Here is an 18,794-nt window from a genome sequence, read left to right on the forward strand (position 1 = left end):
TTGAACCTCCTCCATACAATCATTCACTATCAAGTGTATGCAGGGCGATGGCCCAGAGTGACAACTATTTTGGGATAAGTTAATTAATTCGAAATATGAGCCTAAACGCCTGTATACGGCTTTATTTCGCCGGTTTTGCGCAAAAAAGAGACGGCCGCCCCCCCCTGATGGGCACAGCCGTCTCTTTCGATTTTTTGAAAAATAGAAAACAAAGGATGAACGCAAAGCTATTCTCTTCCGGCCAGGAAAGACCGCGAAGCCGGCTGCCGGCGGGCGACAATAGGAGCCTTGTATTGTTTGGCGATTTTGAGATACAGCGCTAGCTCGCGGCACAACTGGAGAATAGCCGAGCGAACCTCGAACTCTTCCCTTGTAGAAGGCAGCTGCATTTCCCGGAACTCCTGCTCCAGCTTGTCCAGCAGCTTCTCCGTTCTTCCCGTGTACTCTTCATTCAGCACGTCGCTGCTGAGCTGCTCGAACAGCTCGGCAACCATTTCGCCATGAGGCAAATGCTGGTATACCTGGGAGAGAAGCTGAATCATGTTCTGTATCGATTCCAGCTGCTCTTTGCGCATGTAAAAATAGACGTTCCACGCCTCGTCCGGATGAATGACGCTGTTCTCCATCTCCCTTGAGGCGGCCGTCAGGCCGCGCTGGACCGCGCTGCCCGCCTGGATCAGCTCTTTGCCGTCCCAAATATACTGCGGATCGTGCAGCGTACTTGAAATTTGCCTGAAAATAATAGAGAACAGCCCATCCACCTCTTTGCGAATGGTGTACATCATTTCACCGGTCTTCGGCATGTAGATCAGGTTGACCAGACCGGCTGAACCGAGTCCGATTGCAAGCAATTCCACCTGCTGGATCAGTACATGAAGGTTTAATTCGGCTTGTCCAAACACCCGGAAGACGATGACGGAGCTTGTGACAATCCCTTCTCTAAAGCCTGCCCGTACAATCAGAGGGAAGCCGAACAGAACGAAGAGGCCGAGCACCCAGTAATGAAAGCCAAGCAGCCAGAACAATCCGCAGCCAAAAAAGAGCCCGACCACCGAGGCGAAAAAGCGCGCCGTGATCGTCTTTACGCTCCTTTTCCGGGTCACCTCCACGCCCAGAATAGCCAGCAGACCGGCGCCCTGAGCATTCGGTATCCCCGCCGCGGCGGCCAGCATAACAGACAGCAGCGTTGCCGCAGCTGTCTTAACAACGCGAAACCCCATGAAATTACCCCGCTTTTATCATTTTGCGAAGCAAAGCAGACTTCGAAGCCTTTGGCGCAAGTACAGCTTATGAGTATCCGCTCCGAACGCTTACGTTTGCCGATAATTTTCATGGTACTTGATTTTCTGAAAACACACAATACTTCCATTCCTGGCTTTCCGCCGTGCCTACCGCCGGGACAGCAGCACTTTCTCGATATAGACAACCAGCTGGTACATGGCGGTGGCGACAAAAGCGATAATGATCAGGCTGGACATCACGAGCGTAAAATTGAACACTTGAAAGCCGTATATAATGAGATAACCGAGACCCGATTTCGCAACCAGAAACTCGCCTACTATAACGCCAACCCATGACATGCCGACATTCACCTTCAGGGTGGAGACGATGGCGGGAAACGAGGCGGGCAGAATCACCTTGAAAAATACCTGCCTCTTGTCCGCGCCGAACGACCGGACCACTTTGACCAGATTGGGGTCCACTCCGCAAAAGCTGTTGTAAACAACAAGCGTCGTGACGATAATCGTTATCGAAAGTGTCGTGACGACGATGGAAATGAAACCGGCTCCGAACATGACTATAAAAATAGGCCCGAGAGCCACCTTCGGCATGCTGTTGAATACGACCATATAAGGATCAAGCACCGCCGACAAAAAGGGCGACCACCAGATGGCGACGGCCAGCAGCGTGCCAAGCAGCGTTCCCAGCACGAAGCCGGTAGCCGTCTCGCCCAGAGTAATCCCCAAATGATGCCACAGGCTGCCGTCAGCCATATTCGCGTAGATCTGCCTAAATACTTTGGACGGATAGCTGAACAGCAGCCGGTCGATCCAGCCCTGTCTTGCGGCGGCCTCCCACAGCGCAAAGAACAGCACAAGCAGGCTTCCCTGCACGGCTAACACAGCTCGATTCCGAAAGCGTTTCGCCCGCTTGAATTCCTCATGGCGGCGGCTCAGCCATTCCAAACGGGAAGCCTCGGCGGCGGTTCTCTCCGTTACCGCTTTATTCACAAGCATTCCCCTCACTTTGCTCTATCTTACGGTGTTACCGGCTTCCCCCTGAGCCTTGCCGGTAAGCTCCATCTCCTTCCAGAGCTCATGGAACAGCTCCGCAAATCCGGGCTGATCCCGGGCATAGAGAGGCGGCGTATTCGCGATTCCGTCTGGAATGTCGAACACCCGGCGAATCCGGCCCGGATTCCGCTCCAGCAGGATGACCCTGGTGCTGACTGCAATGGCCTCCGACAGATCGTGGGTCACAAGGACGGCTGTCTTACCCCGTTTCCTCAGTGTCTCCGCCACCAGATCCTCCAGCTGGAGCTTGATCTGATAGTCCAGCGCTGAGAACGGTTCATCCAGCAGCAGCAGTCCCGGATCGGTCGCCAGCGTCCGCACGAGCGCGACCCGCTGGCGCATGCCGCCCGAGAGCTGCCCTGGAAAATAATGCTCCTTTCCCTTCAGCCCCATATCCGCTAGCAGATCAAGCGTCTTCTTCCGGCCCGCATCGTCCAGCCGGCCGGTCAGTTCAAGCCCGAGAGCCGCATTGTCCAGTATGCTGCGCCAAGGAAACAGATAATCCTGCTGAAGCATATACCCCACTTCGGGCGAGGGGCCGCTCACAGGACGGCCGTTCACAAGCACTTCGCCCCGTGAGGGCGGCATCAGCCCGGCGATAATTGATAGCAGCGTCGTTTTGCCGCAGCCGCTTGGTCCCACCAAGCTGACGAATTCGCCGTCCTCAATCTCAAGATTCAGATCCTCCACCGCAAGGGAAGCTTCCCTGTCACCCAGATAAGCGTGCGTAACCGATTTTAATTCCACGACCGGCGGCATATAAGACCCTCCTTAACAAAAGGCACTTTCGGGGCGAAAATAACAGGTTATTCGCCGCTTCCCGCCTTCTCCGCAAATGTGTTATCGACAATCTTGGACGCCGGCACCCGTTCTTTCAGCTCTCCCGCATTTTCAATCACATCAAGCAGATTATTCCATTCCTTATCGTCGATGACCGGATTTTGGGCGTACGTGTCCTGGTCCTTGTAACGTTTGATTGCCGAGACGACGATATCGCGGTCCGTATTCTCGAAGTAAGGCACGATTGCGCCGGCGATTTCCTCCGGACTGTGCCGCTTCACCCAAAGCTGGGCTTTTTGCAGCGCATTGGTGAATTTTTGCACCGTGTCGCTATTTTTTCCGATATAGCTGCTCTTCGCCATAAACACTGTATACGGCAAATATCCGCTCTCGACACCGAATGAAGCGATTACCTTGCCCCGGCCTTCCCGTTCAAAGATCGACGCCTGCGGCTCGAACAGCTGCACGTAGTCCCCGGTTCCCGAAGCAAATGCGCTCGCGATATTCGCAAAATCAATATTCTGGATCAGCTTGAGGTCGGCAGCCGTATCGATCCCCTTCTTTTTCAGGGTGAACGCGCCGGCCATTTGCGGCATGCCGCCTTTTCTTTGGCCAAGGAAACTCGACCCTTTGAGCTCGCTCCAGTCGAAATTCGGATGGTCTTTGCGGGCAAACAGGAATGTGCCGTCTCTTTGTGTCAGCTGGGCGAAATTGATGACAGGATCGTCCGTCCCCTGCTGATAGACATAAATAGACGTCTCGGAGCCGACTAGCGCCACATCGATGGCTCCCGAGAGCAGCGCCGTCATCGTCTTGTCACCGCCGGGAATCGTCTGCAGCTCGACATCCAGCCCCTCCTGCTTGAAAAAGCCCTGCGATAGCGCCACATATTCAGGTGCATAAAAGACGGAACGCGTGACCTCTCCGACCTTCACCTTAACTGTTTCCGATTTGCCTCCGCAGCCCGAAAGCAGCGAGACGGTAAGGCCGATCGCCAGCAGCAGCGCCGCTCTTTTGGTTGTTCTGCCCATTGTGCAAATCTCTCCTTTCTCCCAAGGGTTCCCCCTTCTTGATCCGAGCCGCTTCGAAGCGGACGCCCCGCTTGCCCGCGGGATGATTTAAATATATGCGGATGCCTAGGATTTGGTTAAAGGAGAGAAGGAGAAGGAACAGAATCTGGAGAAAGTTTTAAGTATACGGGAATAAGAAGAGATAAAGATATAACGATCCATCAGGAAGGGGTAGGGCATTCCGCTCATTATCGAGCTACAAGCGGTTTCAAATGCAGAAGCCACCGGAGGAAAGCGGAGCAGAACTGCTCTTTGCCCACAGGGGCCGCGGACATCCAATCCTCCTTCCCGCAGCTCATGCGAAGCAGCCAGCCGCAGGAAAAATCGGCAAGAATGGACGCATAGTGAAAAGACCAGCCGCCGCCGCTTTTGGTGCAAATGCGCAGCTCGCCGGTCAAGTGCCGGCTTTTAAAGCTTTTGGCAAACAGGGCGGACAAGCCGGGGTCGCCTGTTGCCTTCTCTATACGCCGGCTTAGCTCGCTCAATGAGCAGGAGGAAGCCTTTTTTCGGATTTCATTAAATTCTTGTCTGGACAATAGGAGGGCGGGACTGTCCCCGCAGCTTGTTCTCGGAAGGGAAATGCCATCTAGGAGGAGGGTGAGCACGCCGTCCAAATTACCGGCATCCTTCAGTTCATAGGAGGAGCGGGCCGATGTTTTATGACACACCACAGTGAGTCTATCCTTGCTCACAGACACGATCAGATCGTTCTCTGTACCTTGGCTGTTGTAGTGCAGGCGGCAGATCCGTTCTGTCTCATCCGTCAACCGGAGCAGCTCTCTTTTTCGGGACTCTTTCCGGCCTTCAGGGATCAAAAACCGCGTTAATTGCTTTGACTTATCTTCGTACACTGCGATCCGTTCCTTCCGGTTTTCGGGTGAAATCTAGCAATCTTTATGTTATCATAAGCTAATTTTAAGGTAAAATTAAGAAAAAACGGGTAATATCATTATCATGAAATAACTGTAACGAGGTGATTTCAAATGAAAATGCTGATTACGTTCCAGAATAAGCTTGTACCGGTCTATTTTACTACGGAAAACAAGCAGCCGACACAAAAAGTGCTAAGACTGCTGACCAGCGCCCTTGACCTTAAAATCAATAAAGGCAAGAATGCTCTTAAGAAATGTTTGAATTCTTTGATCAGTATTGAAATTAAAGGCTCAGAGGCCATTTTGCACAGTTTTAGCGAGAACGACTCCCTGGCGCTTTCCCTCTATTAAATAGCGGCGGGTCCGCATGTCTTACCGCAGCAAGAAAAAGCAACTTCCTTAAATGGGAAGCTGCTTTTTTATTTGGGCCCTTCACATCTCTTTAGACGAGCGCGGGCAGGTTTATCCAGTTTTGTGGTTGTTGTTCTCCGCCTTCTCCGCCCGTTGAATCCGAAGCTGAAACAGCTTGACCAAGTTGATCCTCGTCTGCTCGTGACAGTTGTCCAATTTCTTAATAATAAAACGGTCAATGGACATGTCAATCGCTCCTTTTAATCGTTCTGCAGGGTGTGCAGGAGAACATTCCCCGCCTGCCCGGTATCCCCTATATACCCGGCCTGTTGCTTTTTAAACGGGGTGTTTGGGGTTCAATACCCGGCTTCCGGCCTCCTGGTCCAAGGCCGTAGAACCGGTAGGATTTGCCTATTTTCTATATCTAGATATGACGCTGATGAATATAACGCTACCATTCAAAGATGTAGAGGAGTGTCGAAACGGTAGCAGCCGAAATACAGGTCATCAACAAATTGTGAATTTTTTGCGGCCATAATGGATCGCCCCCGGGGCGCACTATATTCGCTTAATCCTCCGCTTCCCTCCGCCAGCCGTATTTCCGGGAGCGTGAGGAAGCCGATTTCTGCACCGGACCGGCCCCGCTTTTCCGCTTGGATTTGGCTTCCTTGGCGGCTTGAAACTGAAGCTCACGCTGCGTCTTGCGGTAGCTCTGGAGCCGTTTCGCCTCCAGCTCCCCGCTGCGCACCGCCTCTTTGACAGCGCAGCCCTCTTCACGTTCATGACGGCAGTCCGCATACCTGCAGCGCTGCGAGAGCCGCCCGATATCGGCGAATGTGAGATCCAGCCCGCCTTCATCATCCCACAGCTGAAGCTCCCGCATCCCGGGGGTGTCGACGATGACACCTCCGTCCGGCAGAAGGAACAGTTCTCTGTGCGTCGTCGTATGGCGGCCTCTGCTGTCCCCCTCCCTCACATCCTGAGTCAGCTGAAGATCGGCGCCGCAGAGCCAGTTGACGAGCGTCGATTTGCCGCACCCGGACGACCCGGTCAAGGCAACCGTCCGCCCCTCCCCGAGGTAGTGCTTCAGGGACTCGAGCCCGCTGCCCGTATACGCGCTGACCGCATGCACCGGAACGCCGGGAGCGGCCAATTCCATTTCCGCGATCTTGGCCTCAGGATCGGGGCATAAATCGGCCTTGGTCAGCAGGATCACGGGCGATGCCCCGCTGTTCCAGGCCATGATGAGATATCTCTCCATGCGCCGGAGATTGTAGTCGTCATTCAGCGCGCTAACGAGAAACAGCGTATCGACGTTGGCCGCAACAATCTGTTCCCGCGGCTGGCTTCCGGCCGCCCTCCGGGAAATGACGCTTCGGCGGGGAAGCACGCTGTGAATAATGAGCGGCCCGCCGTCCGCGCTTTTGGCCGAGATCCAGTCGCCGACAGCCGGGTATTCACCGGAGGCTTCAAGGGAGTGCCGCAGCCTGCCGGGCAGTTCTCCCCACTGCTCTCCGTCATCGGTCGTTATGCGGTATTTGCTCCCGAAATCTCCCGTAATCCGTCCGGGAATGATAGCTTCCGAGACGGTGTCCTGTATTCCCAAACCATTCCATTGATTGATCCAATATTCGTTCCATCCGTATTGCCGTATCGTCATGCGATACCTCCATTTGCAGTTTTTTGTTGTTGCATCCGGGGCAAGCGCGCAGCGCAAAAAGCCCGCCGGAAACGAGTAACCGTTCCGGCGGGCTGGAAGAGCCAGGGAGCCCTTAGCTCAAGGGACGCCCTGGCCTATGCTTTATGTCCGTTAGCAGCAAGGTCTCACAGGCCTCAAAATGCTGCTTGGACGTGCGTATACGGGCCAACTCCACGAGTCTTATCCGCATACGCAAAAAAGCCGCCGGAACCGATACGGTCCCCGGCGGCGCTGATGATATCACTAATGTGCGCGCTTAAGCTGCTTGCGTCCTAACGCCCGCAGCCTGTTCCCGGAAGACACGTATCCTGAGCAGAAACAACCGACAAATTCCAAGCCGTATAAACTGTCATATAACATCTCTCCTTCCGGTAATTTATGGTGTCATCATAAACGCCCTAGCGTATCGTTGTCAACCCCGCCGTTCGCCCGATTAAAAAATGCTCCGCAGCTCGTTGAGCTCGTCTATCGTCTTCCAGGGCTTTACATCCAGCTTGTCGTCCCAGGAATGGTTGCGGCGAAGCCAGATGCCCTTCATTCCGGCGCGCCCCGCGCCCCAAATATCATTCACCGGATGGTCGCCGATGAATAGGGTCTCATCCGGGCCGTATCCCAGCCTGTCCAGCGCCAGGCGGTAAATGGCGGGGTCCGGCTTGCTGATTCCAGCCTCGCCGGAAATCACGATCGATTTGAAATGGCCGCGCAGGCCAAGCAAATCGATTTTCCCGTGTTGGATGTCGCTTTTTCCGTTCGTCAGAAGCCCTAGTACGTAGCCGCCTTCCCTCAGATAATCCAGCGATTCGGCCGCATGCTTCATAAGCGCGCCATGAGCGGAATAATTCAAATCATAGAACGCGCGGATTTCCGCGGCCGAAACGGCTTCTCTCCAAGGCAGAACCTCGCTGAGCTCCCGGAAAAACCCGTCCTTGTCCCGGTACCCGTCGGCGTCCCTGACGATGATATCTTCAACGATTTCCAGCTGCCGGTCCGGCTCCAGATGGCCCAGAAAATAGGAGACGAACTGCGCGGCAAAGCTTCGAAAGGTCCGATCCCTGTCCATTAGCGTATTGTCAAGATCAAACAGTATAGCTTTTATGGTTTCCATGCCTGATTCCCCTTGTCTTTCTATATGCGTCTTGCCCGTAAAGCGGGCTCTTAGGAATCATTGTACTATGGCGCTCATGAAGAAGAAAAGACCGCTGTCAGCAAGGAGGAGAATTCATCCCTTCCCTTTTGATCAACGGCCCTTGGCTTATGGTGCCCGCCTGATGGCGGACCATGAAACGATTCATGGCGATTCTTTACTTGAAATGCTCGGCGCGGTGGGTCAGCATCAATTCATCTGCGGTGATGTACAGTGGAAACGGAGGCGTTTCCTTCAAATATCTTTGACTGGACAGCAAATGATAGTGAACCTCAGGAAGCGAAGCTTCTTCACGAAGGGGCAGCTTGCCGGTATCGCTAATGTAGTTGTCGACGGCCAGCTGCACCATATCGAGAAAATAGGGAATATCCTTTTCCGCTTCCTCAAAAATTTCAAACGTCTCCCGGGACATATAGAACTTCTGCTCGGTTTTTCCGCCTAAGTAGCGGGCCAGCCTGGACAAATCAATGCTTTTATCATCCTTCATCAGAACGGTGCGGTTGATTGCGGCGGGCATATCTTTTTCAAATTGGCGCACGGCCTGCTTAACTTCCGGCAAGGTTACGGTGATCAGGCGGGGGTCGGGTTCTTTCTTAATCCTTTTAAAAAGCATGTTGAAAGACTCCTTTCTTGCCAAAGATAACGCTTACAATTCTATAATATTCTATACTCCAAATTTTAATCAATTAAAACTCAAGCCTTCACAGAACTGTAAAATATTTTAGGCAATTATTTGACAGATTCCCAGTGTGTCCATATTTCCCGCGGATTCAGTTCATACTTGTCGTTTTCCCTGTACATGAACTGATGCATAATGAACTCGCGGCGGATGGTGGCATAGTCGTCATGGTACTGCTTGATAAATTCGTTGATTTCCTTCTCGCTGTAAACGACGCCAGGCTTCAACTGTTCAACAATATACTGCAGAGCGATCAGTTTCTTCTTGTATTGTGCCGGAATCTGCCGCAGGCGGCCGTCCTTGGCAAAGAAATTGCGGATCACCGATTCCTTCAGATTCTGCTCCTTGCTCTCCACTTCCATCTCACGTGCCCCCTTGTCAAAAATAAACCGCAGCGACGCCTCCCCGCCCTCCCGGATAAACTCCGGATTCAGCGTGAAGTAAACGGTGTTCTTGTCGCGGCGTTCCTTGATTAGTGCCGCAGTGCGCAGCTTGTACGCATGATGCGTCACCGTCGGCTGCGACAGATTCAGCTTCTCCGCCAGCGCCTGTCCATGCATTTCTCCTTTCGACAGCAGCAGGAGCATGCGCAGACGGGTCGGGTCGGCAAGGGCTTTGTGGTAACCAACAATTTTTTCAAGCTGCAAGGTGGACACTCTCCTTCGGATGAATCTCTTTAGATATATATCTAATTATACATAAGTCAAAGCTTTTTTGCAATTGGAAAAGGGGCCTCCCCTCTCCTCTGGAAAAAAGGCTTAAATTGAGGTAGGATTTACTTTACACGTTTCTGATGAAGACAGAAAATGCGAGGAAACTACGGGAGGTTGTCCGCTTTATGCATGATGTGATTATAATCGGAGCCGGGCCCTGCGGCTTGTCCGCCGCTATCGAATGCCGCCGGCAGGGCCTTTCCGCGATCATTGTGGAGAAACATTTTATCGTCCATTCCATTTACCTGTATCCGACTCATATGCAGTTCTTCAGCACTCCGGAGCTGCTTGAAATCGGCGATGTTCCATTTACGACGCCGAGCGAGAAGCCGTTTCGCCACGAGGCGCTCGTCTATTACCGCAAGGCGGCCGAGAAGCACGGCCTGGAGATCGCCGCTTATGAAGAAGCGACCGCGATTGAGCGGCTCGAAGACGGGACGTTCGGCGTCAATACGGTGAACCGGCGCGGCAAGAGTCAAACCCGGCGCGCGGCCGCCGTCGTGATATCCACCGGCTATTTCGACCAGCCGAACTGGATCGGTATTCCCGGCGAGGATTTGCCCAAAGTGACCCATTATTTCGAAGAAGCCCATCCGTACACCGGCATGAAAGTTGCGATTATCGGTGGCAGCAATTCTGCAGTCGATGCGGCCCTGGAACTGATGCGGGTCGGAGCGGAGGTCGACATGGTTTACCGCGGAGACAGTATTTCTGAGAATATCAAGCCTTGGGTGCGTCCGGTCTTTGAAAGCATGGTGCAGAAGGAAAAAATCCGGCTCCACCTTTCATCCAGCGTCACCGCAATCACGGAGGACTCGGTAACGGTATCCTCGGCTTTGCCGCAAGCAGCCTACACATTGGACAATGATTTTGTTCTGGCGATGACCGGCTTCAGGCCCGACCGCAAGCTGCTTGCCTCCGCAGGCGTCATTATGGACGACGACCTGGATAAGCCGTTGTTCGACCCGGCGACGATGGAGACCAACATTCCGGGCGTATACGTGGCGGGGGTCATCGCTTCCGGCCGCAACGCCAACGAGATCTTTATCGAGACGGGACGCAGGCACGGAGCGCTGATCGCCGGGCATCTTGCCGGGAAACGGCCGGCCCAAGACAAGGAGCTGAGCTGACGAATGGATTATACTTCCCTGCTTCTTCTTGGGCTGGCCGGACTCGGCATCATCAGCAGCAACTCGACCGTGACCATCGCCATGGTGGCGCTGCTGCTTGTGCGGCTGCTCGGTCTGAACCAGGCTTTTCCCTGGCTTGAAAAATACGGGCTGACCGTCGGCATCATCATCCTGCTGATCGGCGTCATGTCGCCGGTGGCAAGCGGGCGCATTTCACTGCACACCGTAGGGCAAGCGTTCCTGCACTGGAAATCGCTGACCGCCATCGGCATCGGCATCCTTGTTGCCTATCTTGGAGGCCGGGGAGCAGCGCTGATCGGCAGCCAGCCCACAATTGTTGCCGGTCTCCTGATCGGAACGGTCATCGGGGTCGCCGTCTTCAAAGGCGTGCCGGTCGGGCCGCTCATCGCCGCGGGCATCCTGTCGCTCATCATCGGGCGCGTGTAACGGAATACCCGCTTATTGACTTTTGTTCCGTACAGTGTTTTGATATTTTTAAAACCAAATTCAGGATTACTGCTTCACCCGAACTTCAGGAGGATAAAGATGTCAAGACAATTTGTGACGGAAGCCGTTATGATGGCCATATACGGCCAGCTGCTGATTCCGAAAACTCCGGTGGAATATATCGTTCCTTACACAACCATACTGGAACTGTACGAGCTTCGGGAGAGCAGCGAGCCGCTGATGAATATTCCCGACGACGACCAGCATGTCAAGGCCAAGATTGGCGAGCTGATCGCCTATTTCGAGCAGCCGCTCAACCAGAAAAAAATCCGCCGCTGCCTGAACGTGCCGTGGGCCAAGAGCCCGGCGATTCTGCTCGGCGAGCAGGCCCAAATCACCGTAATTAACAGCGTGGACAATGCCAGCTACGGCGAGACGTTCGACCCGATTGAGACCGAGCTTCTCCTGACTTCGCAGCGGTTGAAGATTCCGATTCTGACCGACCAGTTCGAGATGATCCACCGGATTATCGACGGCGGCATTCCGGTGACGGTATACGATATCGATGATTTTGAGTTCGCCATGGAAGAAGAATCGTTCAGACGCTCCCACTAAGGGAGCTTTGCTTTCTTCCGTCAAGATTAATAAGCGGGACCGGGCAAGGAGAATCCTCCTTTGTCCGGTCCCGCTTGTTTGTGTCCCCTTTATTTATTGGCGCTTCCGGCGGCTGTGGGGGCTTCTTCTCCGGCGGTCGATGGGTCATACCGATACTCGATGTCATCTTCTTCCGCCAAATAGATAATCGACAGATCATACCCGTCCATATACCATAGGTCCTGCTCCTCCATGTAGAATTCGACCCCTTCGGAGGCGGCTTCAAGACCCGGGCGTCCCGGTGGTTCCACGGCAATGCCCAGCGAAAATCCGGGATGAAGCCCGCCTCCGGAGCTGTACCGGGGAAACAGGCGGATATGGGCGCCGTCCGTCAAGCCGAGTTCCCGCTTGAACCAGGAGGCGGCATCAGGACTGACCGAAATGCTCATAAAGCTTTCAACTCCTTTGTCTATTACTTTTATCATACCTTAATCCAAGCTCTATTCCAATCGCCTGCAGAATATAGCGAATCGTTAAAATTCTTTTTTTGTTCGAAAATATGTTTGACAAATTTGCAGAGCCGGTGATAAACTCGGAGGTAGCGAAACGTTGCAAATTATTTCCAATCTTAACGAAAGGGTGATCTCGGTGTTTACATTTATGGATATTCATCGCACTATTGTCGGCAGCCTTATCCAACCGAATACCGAAGCAGCCCTGCAGGTGAATCTTTCCCGAAAGCGCGCGTTCTAGCCGCTTTTTGTTTCGGGAAGCCGAACATTTTCCTCGCCGGCGCTGTTACGCGCCGTGCGCATGATACGTTTGAGATCCAGGCATATCGTCCGTTAACGGATGGTATGCCTTTTTTGCTGCCTACCGAAGCTGATCCGCCTTGTCCTTGAAACTCTTGCCGACGCCACTCCACCCCCGAAAGGAAGGGATTGTTCATGTTTTCTGTATTACAAGATCTCGGCTGGTTCTTCCGCCGGGAGAAGAGGCGCTATACGATTGGCCTGGTCGTGCTGATTATTGCCGGCATCGTAGAACTGCTGCCCCCGCGTCTTCTGGGTTCCGCCATTGATGAAATTGTACGCAGCACCATCACCACAGCTTCACTGATCAAGTATATTGCCATGATTATCGCTCTGCTTCTGCTCATCTATTGGATTACCTACATATGGATGCGCAGCTTGTTTGGAGGATCGAACCTGGTCGAACGCCTGCTGCGTACCCGCTTTATGAATCACCTCCTAACATTGACGCCCTCGTTCTTCGAGCGAAACCGCACTGGCGATTTGATGGCCCGCGCCACCAACGATATCCGGGCGGTATCCGTCACCGTAGGCTTCGGCATGCTGACGCTCGTTGACTCGACCATTTTTTTCGCCGTCGTACTGCTTGCCATGGGCTTTCTGGTGAGTTGGAAGCTGACCCTGGCCGCCGTGCTGCCGCTGCCGCTGATCGCAGTAGCCATGGTGATCTACGGCCGGGCGATTCATGACCGGTACACCCTGGCCCAGGATGCCTTCGGCGATATGAACGACCAGGTGCTGGAATCCGTATCGGGCGTGCGTGTCATTCGCGCCTATGTGCAGGAACGTCTGGACGAGAAGCGCTTCGGGGCAATCACCGATGACGTTTACCGCAAAAATATGGCCGTAGCCCGGGTCGACTCTTTTTTCGAACCGACGATCCGGTTCTGTGTAGGGCTGAGCTACATCATCGGACTGACGTACGGCATTTATCTCGTTCTCCGCAATCAGATCACGCTGGGCGACCTCGTATCGTTCAACATGTACCTTGGGATGATCGTCTGGCCGATGTTCGCCATCGGTGAGCTGATCAATGTGATGCAGCGCGGCGGCGCGTCGCTCGAACGGATCGATGAGACGCTGAACGCCGTGCCGGATGTCCGGGACCCGGACCATACGGTCGCCGTATCCGAACCGGGCATGATTGAATTTAACAATGTGACGTTTCGCTACCCTTCTTCAAGCATTGATAATTTGACCGGCATCAGCCTGTCGCTGTCCAAGGGAGAAACGCTGGGCGTCGTCGGCAGAACCGGCAGCGGCAAATCGACGCTGCTCAAGCAGCTGCTTCACGAATACCCGACCGGAACCGGGGACATTCACATCTCAGGCGTTCCAATCGAGAAGATTTCGCTTGACCGTCTCCACAGCTGGATGGGCTATGTGCCTCAGGAACAAATCCTGTTCTCCAAAACCGTTCGCGAGAATATCCAGTTCGGACTTGTGGGCGCAAGCGACGAAAAGATTCTGGGGGCTATTACCACCGCCGCCTTCCGCAGCGATCTGGACACACTGGAAAGCGGGCTGGATACGCTTGTCGGCGAACGCGGCGTCTCTCTGTCCGGAGGCCAGAAACAGCGGGTTTCGCTGTCCAGAGCCTTTATCGCCGAGCCCGAAATTCTGATTCTGGACGATGCGTTGTCGGCGGTGGACGCCCGGACCGAAGCGCAGATCGTCGACAACATCCGGTCTCAAAGAGCCGGCAAGACCACCCTGATTTCCACCCATCGCCTCTCCGCCGTCGAGCACGCCGACCAGATCATCGTGCTGGATAACGGGCGGATCATCGAACGCGGAACCCATGCGGAGCTGCTTGAGCTGAACGGCTGGTACCGCGAGCAGTATGAGCGCCAGCAGGTGGAGAATAATCTGGGTTAAAGAAAAATAAAGAAATCACTGGATTAACAAATATTCACCATTCACCCAAGGAGGTGCCATGCATCTTGAAACAACATACAGGCAGACGCCTGCTTCAATACGCGCTGCATGCGAAGACCACGTTCATCGCAGCGCTCCTCCTGCTCTCCATTGGGGTCGCGGCGGAGCTGGCCGGCCCTTTCATAGCGAGAAGCATGATCGACAATCACATGCTTGCGATTGAACGGCCTTACTTTGAGGCATCACCGTCTAACGATGCAGCCTTGTACAACAACGAATATTATAAACGCGGAGACCGGTTTAAACCGGGAGAACCACAAGGCCGCGAGGTCCGTCTGCTTCAGGTTGGCCGAAGCTTCTATTTCATCGGCGAGCCCGTCGCAGATGCTGGCGGAGAGCGCCATTTTGAAAACGGCCAGATCATCATCGACAGCGCCAATGGCACAGCAAGCTATCCGGCTGTTAAACTGACGACGGTTGAATTGTTCGATTTTTACAAACCGGAGCTCCCATCCATTTACAAGCTTGTCGGACTGTACGGAATGTTCCTGGTCATCTCGATTTTCGCAGAATTCGGCAAGACCTACTGGCTGCAATCCTCGGCCAACCAGGTCGTCCGCCGGCTGCGTACGGATGTGTACGCACATATTCAGCGGCTTCCGGTCTATTTTTTCGATAATCTGCCTGCGGGCAAAGTGGTGTCCAGGGTAACCAACGATACGGAAGCGGTCAAGGAGCTGTTCATCGCCGTATTGTCGAACTTCGCCAGCGGAATTATCAACATTATCGGGGTCTATACCGCCCTGTTCCTGCTGGATGTCCGTCTTGGAATGATCAGTCTGTTCATCGCCCCGGTCATCGTGGTATGGGTCATTTTGTACCGGAAAATTGCAACCAAATACAACACAATCATCCGCTCTCGCCTCAGCGAGATAAACGCCATTATCAACGAGTCGATTCAAGGGATGTCCGTGATCCGCATCTTCCGCCGCCAGAAGCAGAGGCTGGACGAATTCGAGACGCTCAACGAAGACTACTTGAAGTACCAGAACAAAATGCTGAATCTCAACTCGCTGACCTCGCATAATCTGGTTGGTGCGCTGCGCAGCCTTTCTTTCGCGACGGTACTGTGGTATTTCGGTTTCGGAAGTCTTGGCGGCGGAACGATTGTGTCGCTGGGTGTGCTCTATGCGTTCGTCGATGTGCTGGGCCGGATGTTCCAGCCGATTATCGGCATGGTCAACCAGCTCGCGAATCTCGATACCTCAATGGTGTCTGCAGGTCGTGTATTCAAGCTCATGGACGAACCCGGGGAGCAGGTAACCGACGGCGAAATGCCACGCTACCAAGGTAATGTGGTGTTCAAGGATGTCTCCTTTGCCTACAAAAAAGACTTTGTCCTTCGCGACATTTCCTTTGAGGCCCGTTCCGGTGAGACAGTCGCTCTGGTCGGCCATACCGGGTCCGGCAAAAGCTCGATCATCAATCTGCTGTTCCGTTTCTACGATCCGCAGCGCGGCTTCATCTCGATTGACGGGCAAAAGACGACGGACATTCCAAAGCAGTGGCTGCGGAAGCATATGGGCATCGTCCTTCAGGACCCCTATCTGTTCACCGGAACGATCGCTTCGAATGTCAGTCTCGATGACGAGAGCATTTCGAGAGAAAAAGTGGAATGGGCGCTCAGAGAAGTCGGCGCAGACCGGTTGCTTGCCCATCTGCCGCAGGGCTTTGACGAGCCGGTCGTGGAAAAAGGTAGCACGCTGTCCGCAGGGCAGCGCCAGCTGATCTCCTTCGCCCGTGCGCTCGCCTTTGATCCGGCGATCCTCATTCTTGATGAGGCTACTTCCAATATCGACACCGAGACGGAGAGCCTCATCCAGCAAGCGCTGGAGGTTCTTAAAAAAGGGCGGACGACATTCATTATCGCCCACCGCCTGTCGACGATCCGCAGCGCAGATCAAATTCTCGTCCTGCACCGCGGGGAAATCGTCGAACGGGGCAGTCACGATGAGTTAATGGCACTTGGCGGCCGGTATTACCGGATGTATCAGCTTCAGACCGGCTCGGCCGTACAGAATGCGGACACCGCTCCAGCTGCCCAGACTGCACCGGCCATCCCTGTTCAGGCTCATATGCAGCCGGCGGGCCGGCAGAGTTAGTTTTTGTTCGGCTATTCGATCATTGAAATTGCCTTTCACAGCCATTCCTATTTACCGACCCCTGTCCGACCGGACGGGGGTCTTCTTCATTTAACTTTCATTGCAAACAGAACGCACGTTCGTTATAATGAGATCATCATTTATTTGAAAACGGAGTGAAGAAGCTATTGATCAGTTACAATATATCCAAACGCCAGGCGGCGCATTTTCTGCTGAAGCATCAGCGGCTCGGCCCTTATCGGCTGCCGGAAGGGAAAGACAGCGTGTACCGCTATATCCGGCATGTCAACTGCATCCAGTACGACCCGCTGAATATAACAGGTCACAATCATGAGCTGGTGCTTCAGGCCCGCATCCCCGGCTTTACATCCGAAATGGCCCAGGAGCTGCTGTATCAAGACCGGCGGCTGATCGACGGCTGGGACAAGAATATGTCAATCTACTGCACGGAAGATTGGCCCAGCTTCCGCAGACTGCGGGACAGCGCGGCGGCCCGTTATGGCTCCAATGAATCCGTAATGGCGCTGGTTCAGGAAATCCGGGCAGAGATTGCGGAGCGAGGCCCGCTCTCCTCTCTTGACATGGGCGGGAAGGACAAGGTCGATTGGGCCTGGGCACCTGCCCGGCTGTCCCGCGCGGCGCTGGAGAGCATGTATTTTTGGGGCGAGCTGTCCATCCATCACAGGGTACATACGCGCCGCTATTATGATTTTTCGGCCAATCTGCTGCCGAAAGAACTTCTTGAAGCGCCGGAGCCCAATCCGTCCGAGGAGTCGTATCAGGACTGGTACGTGCTTAGGAGAATCGGGGCGATCGGTCTCTTATGGAACCGGGCCGGAGACGGCTGGCTAGGCATAAGCAATCTCAAGACCGCGGATCGGGCCGGAGCCATCCAGCGGCTGCTGCTGGCGGATTCCATCCGGGAAGTGAGAGTTGAGGGAATCAAGCCCCCGCTATTTGTCCGGACCTCCGACGTTGCCGAGCTGGAGGCGATTCTGAAGTGCGAACCCGGCAAGAGCCCGTTCGACACCGGGCATTATGCCGCTGCTCTAGCCCCACTCGACAACCTGATTTGGGACAGAGAGCTGATCCGTCAGCTGTTCGGATTTCAGTACCGCTGGGAGGTGTATAAGCCGGCCGGAGAACGCCAGTACGGATACTATGTGCTGCCGCTCCTGTATGGAGACCGCTTTGCTGCCAGATTTGAGCCCGTGATGGACCGGGCATCCGGGAACCTGATCCTGCGCAACTGGTGGTGGGAACCCGATGATGGCCCCCACAGTTCCGGCTTAATGGCGGCAGCGAATTCGGCGGTCACCACGCTTGCCCGCTCATTGGGCGCGGCAAGAATTGTGGTCCCGCCGTCCGTGGCCGCCCAGAGCGGAATCGGCGAGTGGGATGGAGATCTTGAAAGTTGATTTCCGCTTAAATCAACAAAGCCTCTACCGGCATTCCCGCCAAGGCAGAGGCTTTGTTCACTTCCATTCATGTATGGCGATGTTTCAATGGGGCGGGAGGAAAGTCTCCCAGCAAATCCTCTTCTTCCAATTTGCCTTCCAGTCCCAGCTTCCGGTACAGCTCCGTACAGTATCCTTGCAGCTTCAGCTCCAGAGCGCCAGCTTTATTCTTGAACCTCTTCAATTCCCTGATGATAGCGGCTCGGCCCGAAGAAGTAAACGTATCCTGAATGCGTTCTTTGAAATAATCGTGAACGATATAATTTCTTTGCTTCCAGACATGGTGCAGCTGCGCGGTCTCGGCCTCCGAGAACGGAAAATGATGCTGGATTTCCTTGATGAGCTGGCCGAGAGAATTGCCGAGCTTGCGTTGATACAAATCCGCCAAATCCGCTTCAGACGGCAAGGTGCCCTGGGAAATCTTTGTCAGCAGAAGGAGATTGGTGAGCTGCTGCTCCAGCGCCTGACAGTAATAAACGGCCAGACCGAAATAGGCGAACAGTTCTTTGGATTGTTCACTCTCCGGTAATTGTGTGTCCTCCTTCATCTGTCCTCCGTAGTCATGTTTCGTTATGGATTTAATCATTCGGTGCTTATGTATGTACAATAATTCGCCAAGCTCCCTTTGATTACCTCTCTCTATTGTAATATCAGCGTTCCACAAAAATCAAAGGCCAGCATTCCTAAAGAAGCTGGCCCATTACCTATTTAA

The 18,794-nt window shown here is 54.0% G+C and carries 19 protein-coding genes; 7 read left to right on the top strand and 12 right to left on the bottom strand.

The annotated features are described in order from the left end of the window. Positions 1 to 227 precede the first annotated feature (227 nt). From PSAB_RS14215 to PSAB_RS14235, 5 genes are all read right to left on the bottom strand, one after another. Entirely contained in the window at positions 228 to 1,220 is a 993-nt protein-coding gene (locus PSAB_RS14215; RefSeq protein ID WP_025335250.1) for an aromatic acid exporter family protein, read from the bottom strand. A gap of 168 nt (positions 1,221 to 1,388) precedes the next feature. Next, positions 1,389 to 2,237, bottom strand: coding sequence for an ABC transporter permease (locus PSAB_RS14220; protein ID WP_025335251.1), 849 nt, complete (start codon positions 2,235 to 2,237; stop codon positions 1,389 to 1,391). A gap of 15 nt (positions 2,238 to 2,252) precedes the next feature. Continuing rightward, positions 2,253 to 3,053 (bottom strand): ABC transporter ATP-binding protein, encoded by an 801-nt coding sequence (locus tag PSAB_RS14225; RefSeq protein WP_025335252.1) that lies wholly within the window; start codon positions 3,051 to 3,053, stop codon positions 2,253 to 2,255. A 47-nt stretch (positions 3,054 to 3,100) separates the two neighbouring features. Next, positions 3,101 to 4,105: an ABC transporter substrate-binding protein gene (locus PSAB_RS14230; RefSeq protein WP_025335253.1), complete on the bottom strand. Its 1,005-nt coding sequence runs from the start codon at positions 4,103 to 4,105 to the stop codon at positions 3,101 to 3,103. 227 nt (positions 4,106 to 4,332) lie between these two features. After that, a complete protein-coding gene (locus PSAB_RS14235) occupies positions 4,333 to 4,995 on the bottom strand; it encodes a hypothetical protein (protein WP_025335254.1) in 663 nt (220 codons plus the stop codon). A 132-nt stretch (positions 4,996 to 5,127) separates the two neighbouring features. Here PSAB_RS14235 and PSAB_RS14240 point away from each other — a divergent pair, with 132 nt between their 5' ends. Next, a complete protein-coding gene (locus PSAB_RS14240) occupies positions 5,128 to 5,367 on the top strand; it encodes a hypothetical protein (protein WP_025335255.1) in 240 nt (79 codons plus the stop codon). A gap of 111 nt (positions 5,368 to 5,478) precedes the next feature. Here PSAB_RS14240 and PSAB_RS26390 read toward each other — a convergent pair whose 3' ends face one another. From PSAB_RS26390 to PSAB_RS14260, 5 genes are all read right to left on the bottom strand, one after another. Beyond that, positions 5,479 to 5,613 carry a hypothetical protein gene (locus PSAB_RS26390; protein ID WP_264370881.1) on the bottom strand — a complete coding sequence of 45 codons (135 nt, stop codon included), beginning with the start codon at positions 5,611 to 5,613 and terminating at the stop codon, positions 5,479 to 5,481. Positions 5,614 to 5,935: 322 nt separating this feature from the next. Further along, positions 5,936 to 7,027 carry a ribosome small subunit-dependent GTPase A gene (gene rsgA / locus PSAB_RS14245; protein ID WP_025335256.1) on the bottom strand — a complete coding sequence of 364 codons (1,092 nt, stop codon included), beginning with the start codon at positions 7,025 to 7,027 and terminating at the stop codon, positions 5,936 to 5,938. A gap of 472 nt (positions 7,028 to 7,499) precedes the next feature. Next, positions 7,500 to 8,171, bottom strand: coding sequence for an HAD family hydrolase (locus PSAB_RS14250; protein WP_025335257.1), 672 nt, complete (start codon positions 8,169 to 8,171; stop codon positions 7,500 to 7,502). Positions 8,172 to 8,367: 196 nt separating this feature from the next. Then, positions 8,368 to 8,823, bottom strand: coding sequence for a DUF3939 domain-containing protein (locus tag PSAB_RS14255; protein WP_025335258.1), 456 nt, complete (start codon positions 8,821 to 8,823; stop codon positions 8,368 to 8,370). Between the two features lie 116 nt (positions 8,824 to 8,939). After that, positions 8,940 to 9,536: a DUF2087 domain-containing protein gene (locus PSAB_RS14260; protein ID WP_025335259.1), complete on the bottom strand. Its 597-nt coding sequence runs from the start codon at positions 9,534 to 9,536 to the stop codon at positions 8,940 to 8,942. Positions 9,537 to 9,727: 191 nt separating this feature from the next. Here PSAB_RS14260 and PSAB_RS14265 point away from each other — a divergent pair, with 191 nt between their 5' ends. The 3 genes from PSAB_RS14265 (at position 9,728) to PSAB_RS14275 (ending at position 11,794) form a co-directional block, all read left to right on the top strand. Continuing rightward, positions 9,728 to 10,732, top strand: coding sequence for a YpdA family putative bacillithiol disulfide reductase (locus tag PSAB_RS14265; RefSeq protein ID WP_025335260.1), 1,005 nt, complete (start codon positions 9,728 to 9,730; stop codon positions 10,730 to 10,732). A 3-nt stretch (positions 10,733 to 10,735) separates the two neighbouring features. After that, positions 10,736 to 11,179: a DUF441 domain-containing protein gene (locus tag PSAB_RS14270; RefSeq protein ID WP_025335261.1), complete on the top strand. Its 444-nt coding sequence runs from the start codon at positions 10,736 to 10,738 to the stop codon at positions 11,177 to 11,179. Between the two features lie 99 nt (positions 11,180 to 11,278). Continuing rightward, positions 11,279 to 11,794, top strand: coding sequence for a hypothetical protein (locus tag PSAB_RS14275; protein WP_025335262.1), 516 nt, complete (start codon positions 11,279 to 11,281; stop codon positions 11,792 to 11,794). An 89-nt stretch (positions 11,795 to 11,883) separates the two neighbouring features. On the opposite strand, the gene PSAB_RS14280 is transcribed toward PSAB_RS14275, so the two are convergent. Further along, a complete protein-coding gene (locus PSAB_RS14280; RefSeq protein WP_025335263.1) occupies positions 11,884 to 12,222 on the bottom strand; it encodes a HesB/YadR/YfhF family protein in 339 nt (112 codons plus the stop codon). A 498-nt stretch (positions 12,223 to 12,720) separates the two neighbouring features. On the opposite strand from PSAB_RS14280, the gene PSAB_RS14285 reads away from it, so the two are divergent. The 3 genes from PSAB_RS14285 to PSAB_RS14295 all read left to right on the top strand — a co-directional run bounded on the left by PSAB_RS14285 (position 12,721) and on the right by PSAB_RS14295 (position 18,043). After that, positions 12,721 to 14,463: an ABC transporter ATP-binding protein gene (locus PSAB_RS14285; protein WP_038595903.1), complete on the top strand. Its 1,743-nt coding sequence runs from the start codon at positions 12,721 to 12,723 to the stop codon at positions 14,461 to 14,463. Between the two features lie 65 nt (positions 14,464 to 14,528). Further along, on the top strand, positions 14,529 to 16,625 hold the full coding sequence (locus tag PSAB_RS14290) for an ABC transporter ATP-binding protein (protein WP_025335264.1): 2,097 nt from the start codon (positions 14,529 to 14,531) through the stop codon (positions 16,623 to 16,625). Between the two features lie 167 nt (positions 16,626 to 16,792). After that, the gene (locus PSAB_RS14295) at positions 16,793 to 18,043 is read left to right on the top strand and encodes a winged helix-turn-helix domain-containing protein (protein ID WP_025335265.1); all 1,251 of its coding nucleotides are present in this window, start codon (positions 16,793 to 16,795) and stop codon (positions 18,041 to 18,043) included. 67 nt (positions 18,044 to 18,110) lie between these two features. Here PSAB_RS14295 and PSAB_RS14300 read toward each other — a convergent pair whose 3' ends face one another. Continuing rightward, positions 18,111 to 18,629 (bottom strand): hypothetical protein, encoded by a 519-nt coding sequence (locus PSAB_RS14300; RefSeq protein ID WP_025335266.1) that lies wholly within the window; start codon positions 18,627 to 18,629, stop codon positions 18,111 to 18,113. Positions 18,630 to 18,794 lie beyond the last annotated feature (165 nt).

Origin of the sequence: Paenibacillus sabinae T27, from assembly GCF_000612505.1 — a bacterium.
Classification (GTDB): domain Bacteria; phylum Bacillota; class Bacilli; order Paenibacillales; family Paenibacillaceae; genus Paenibacillus_AQ; species Paenibacillus_AQ sabinae.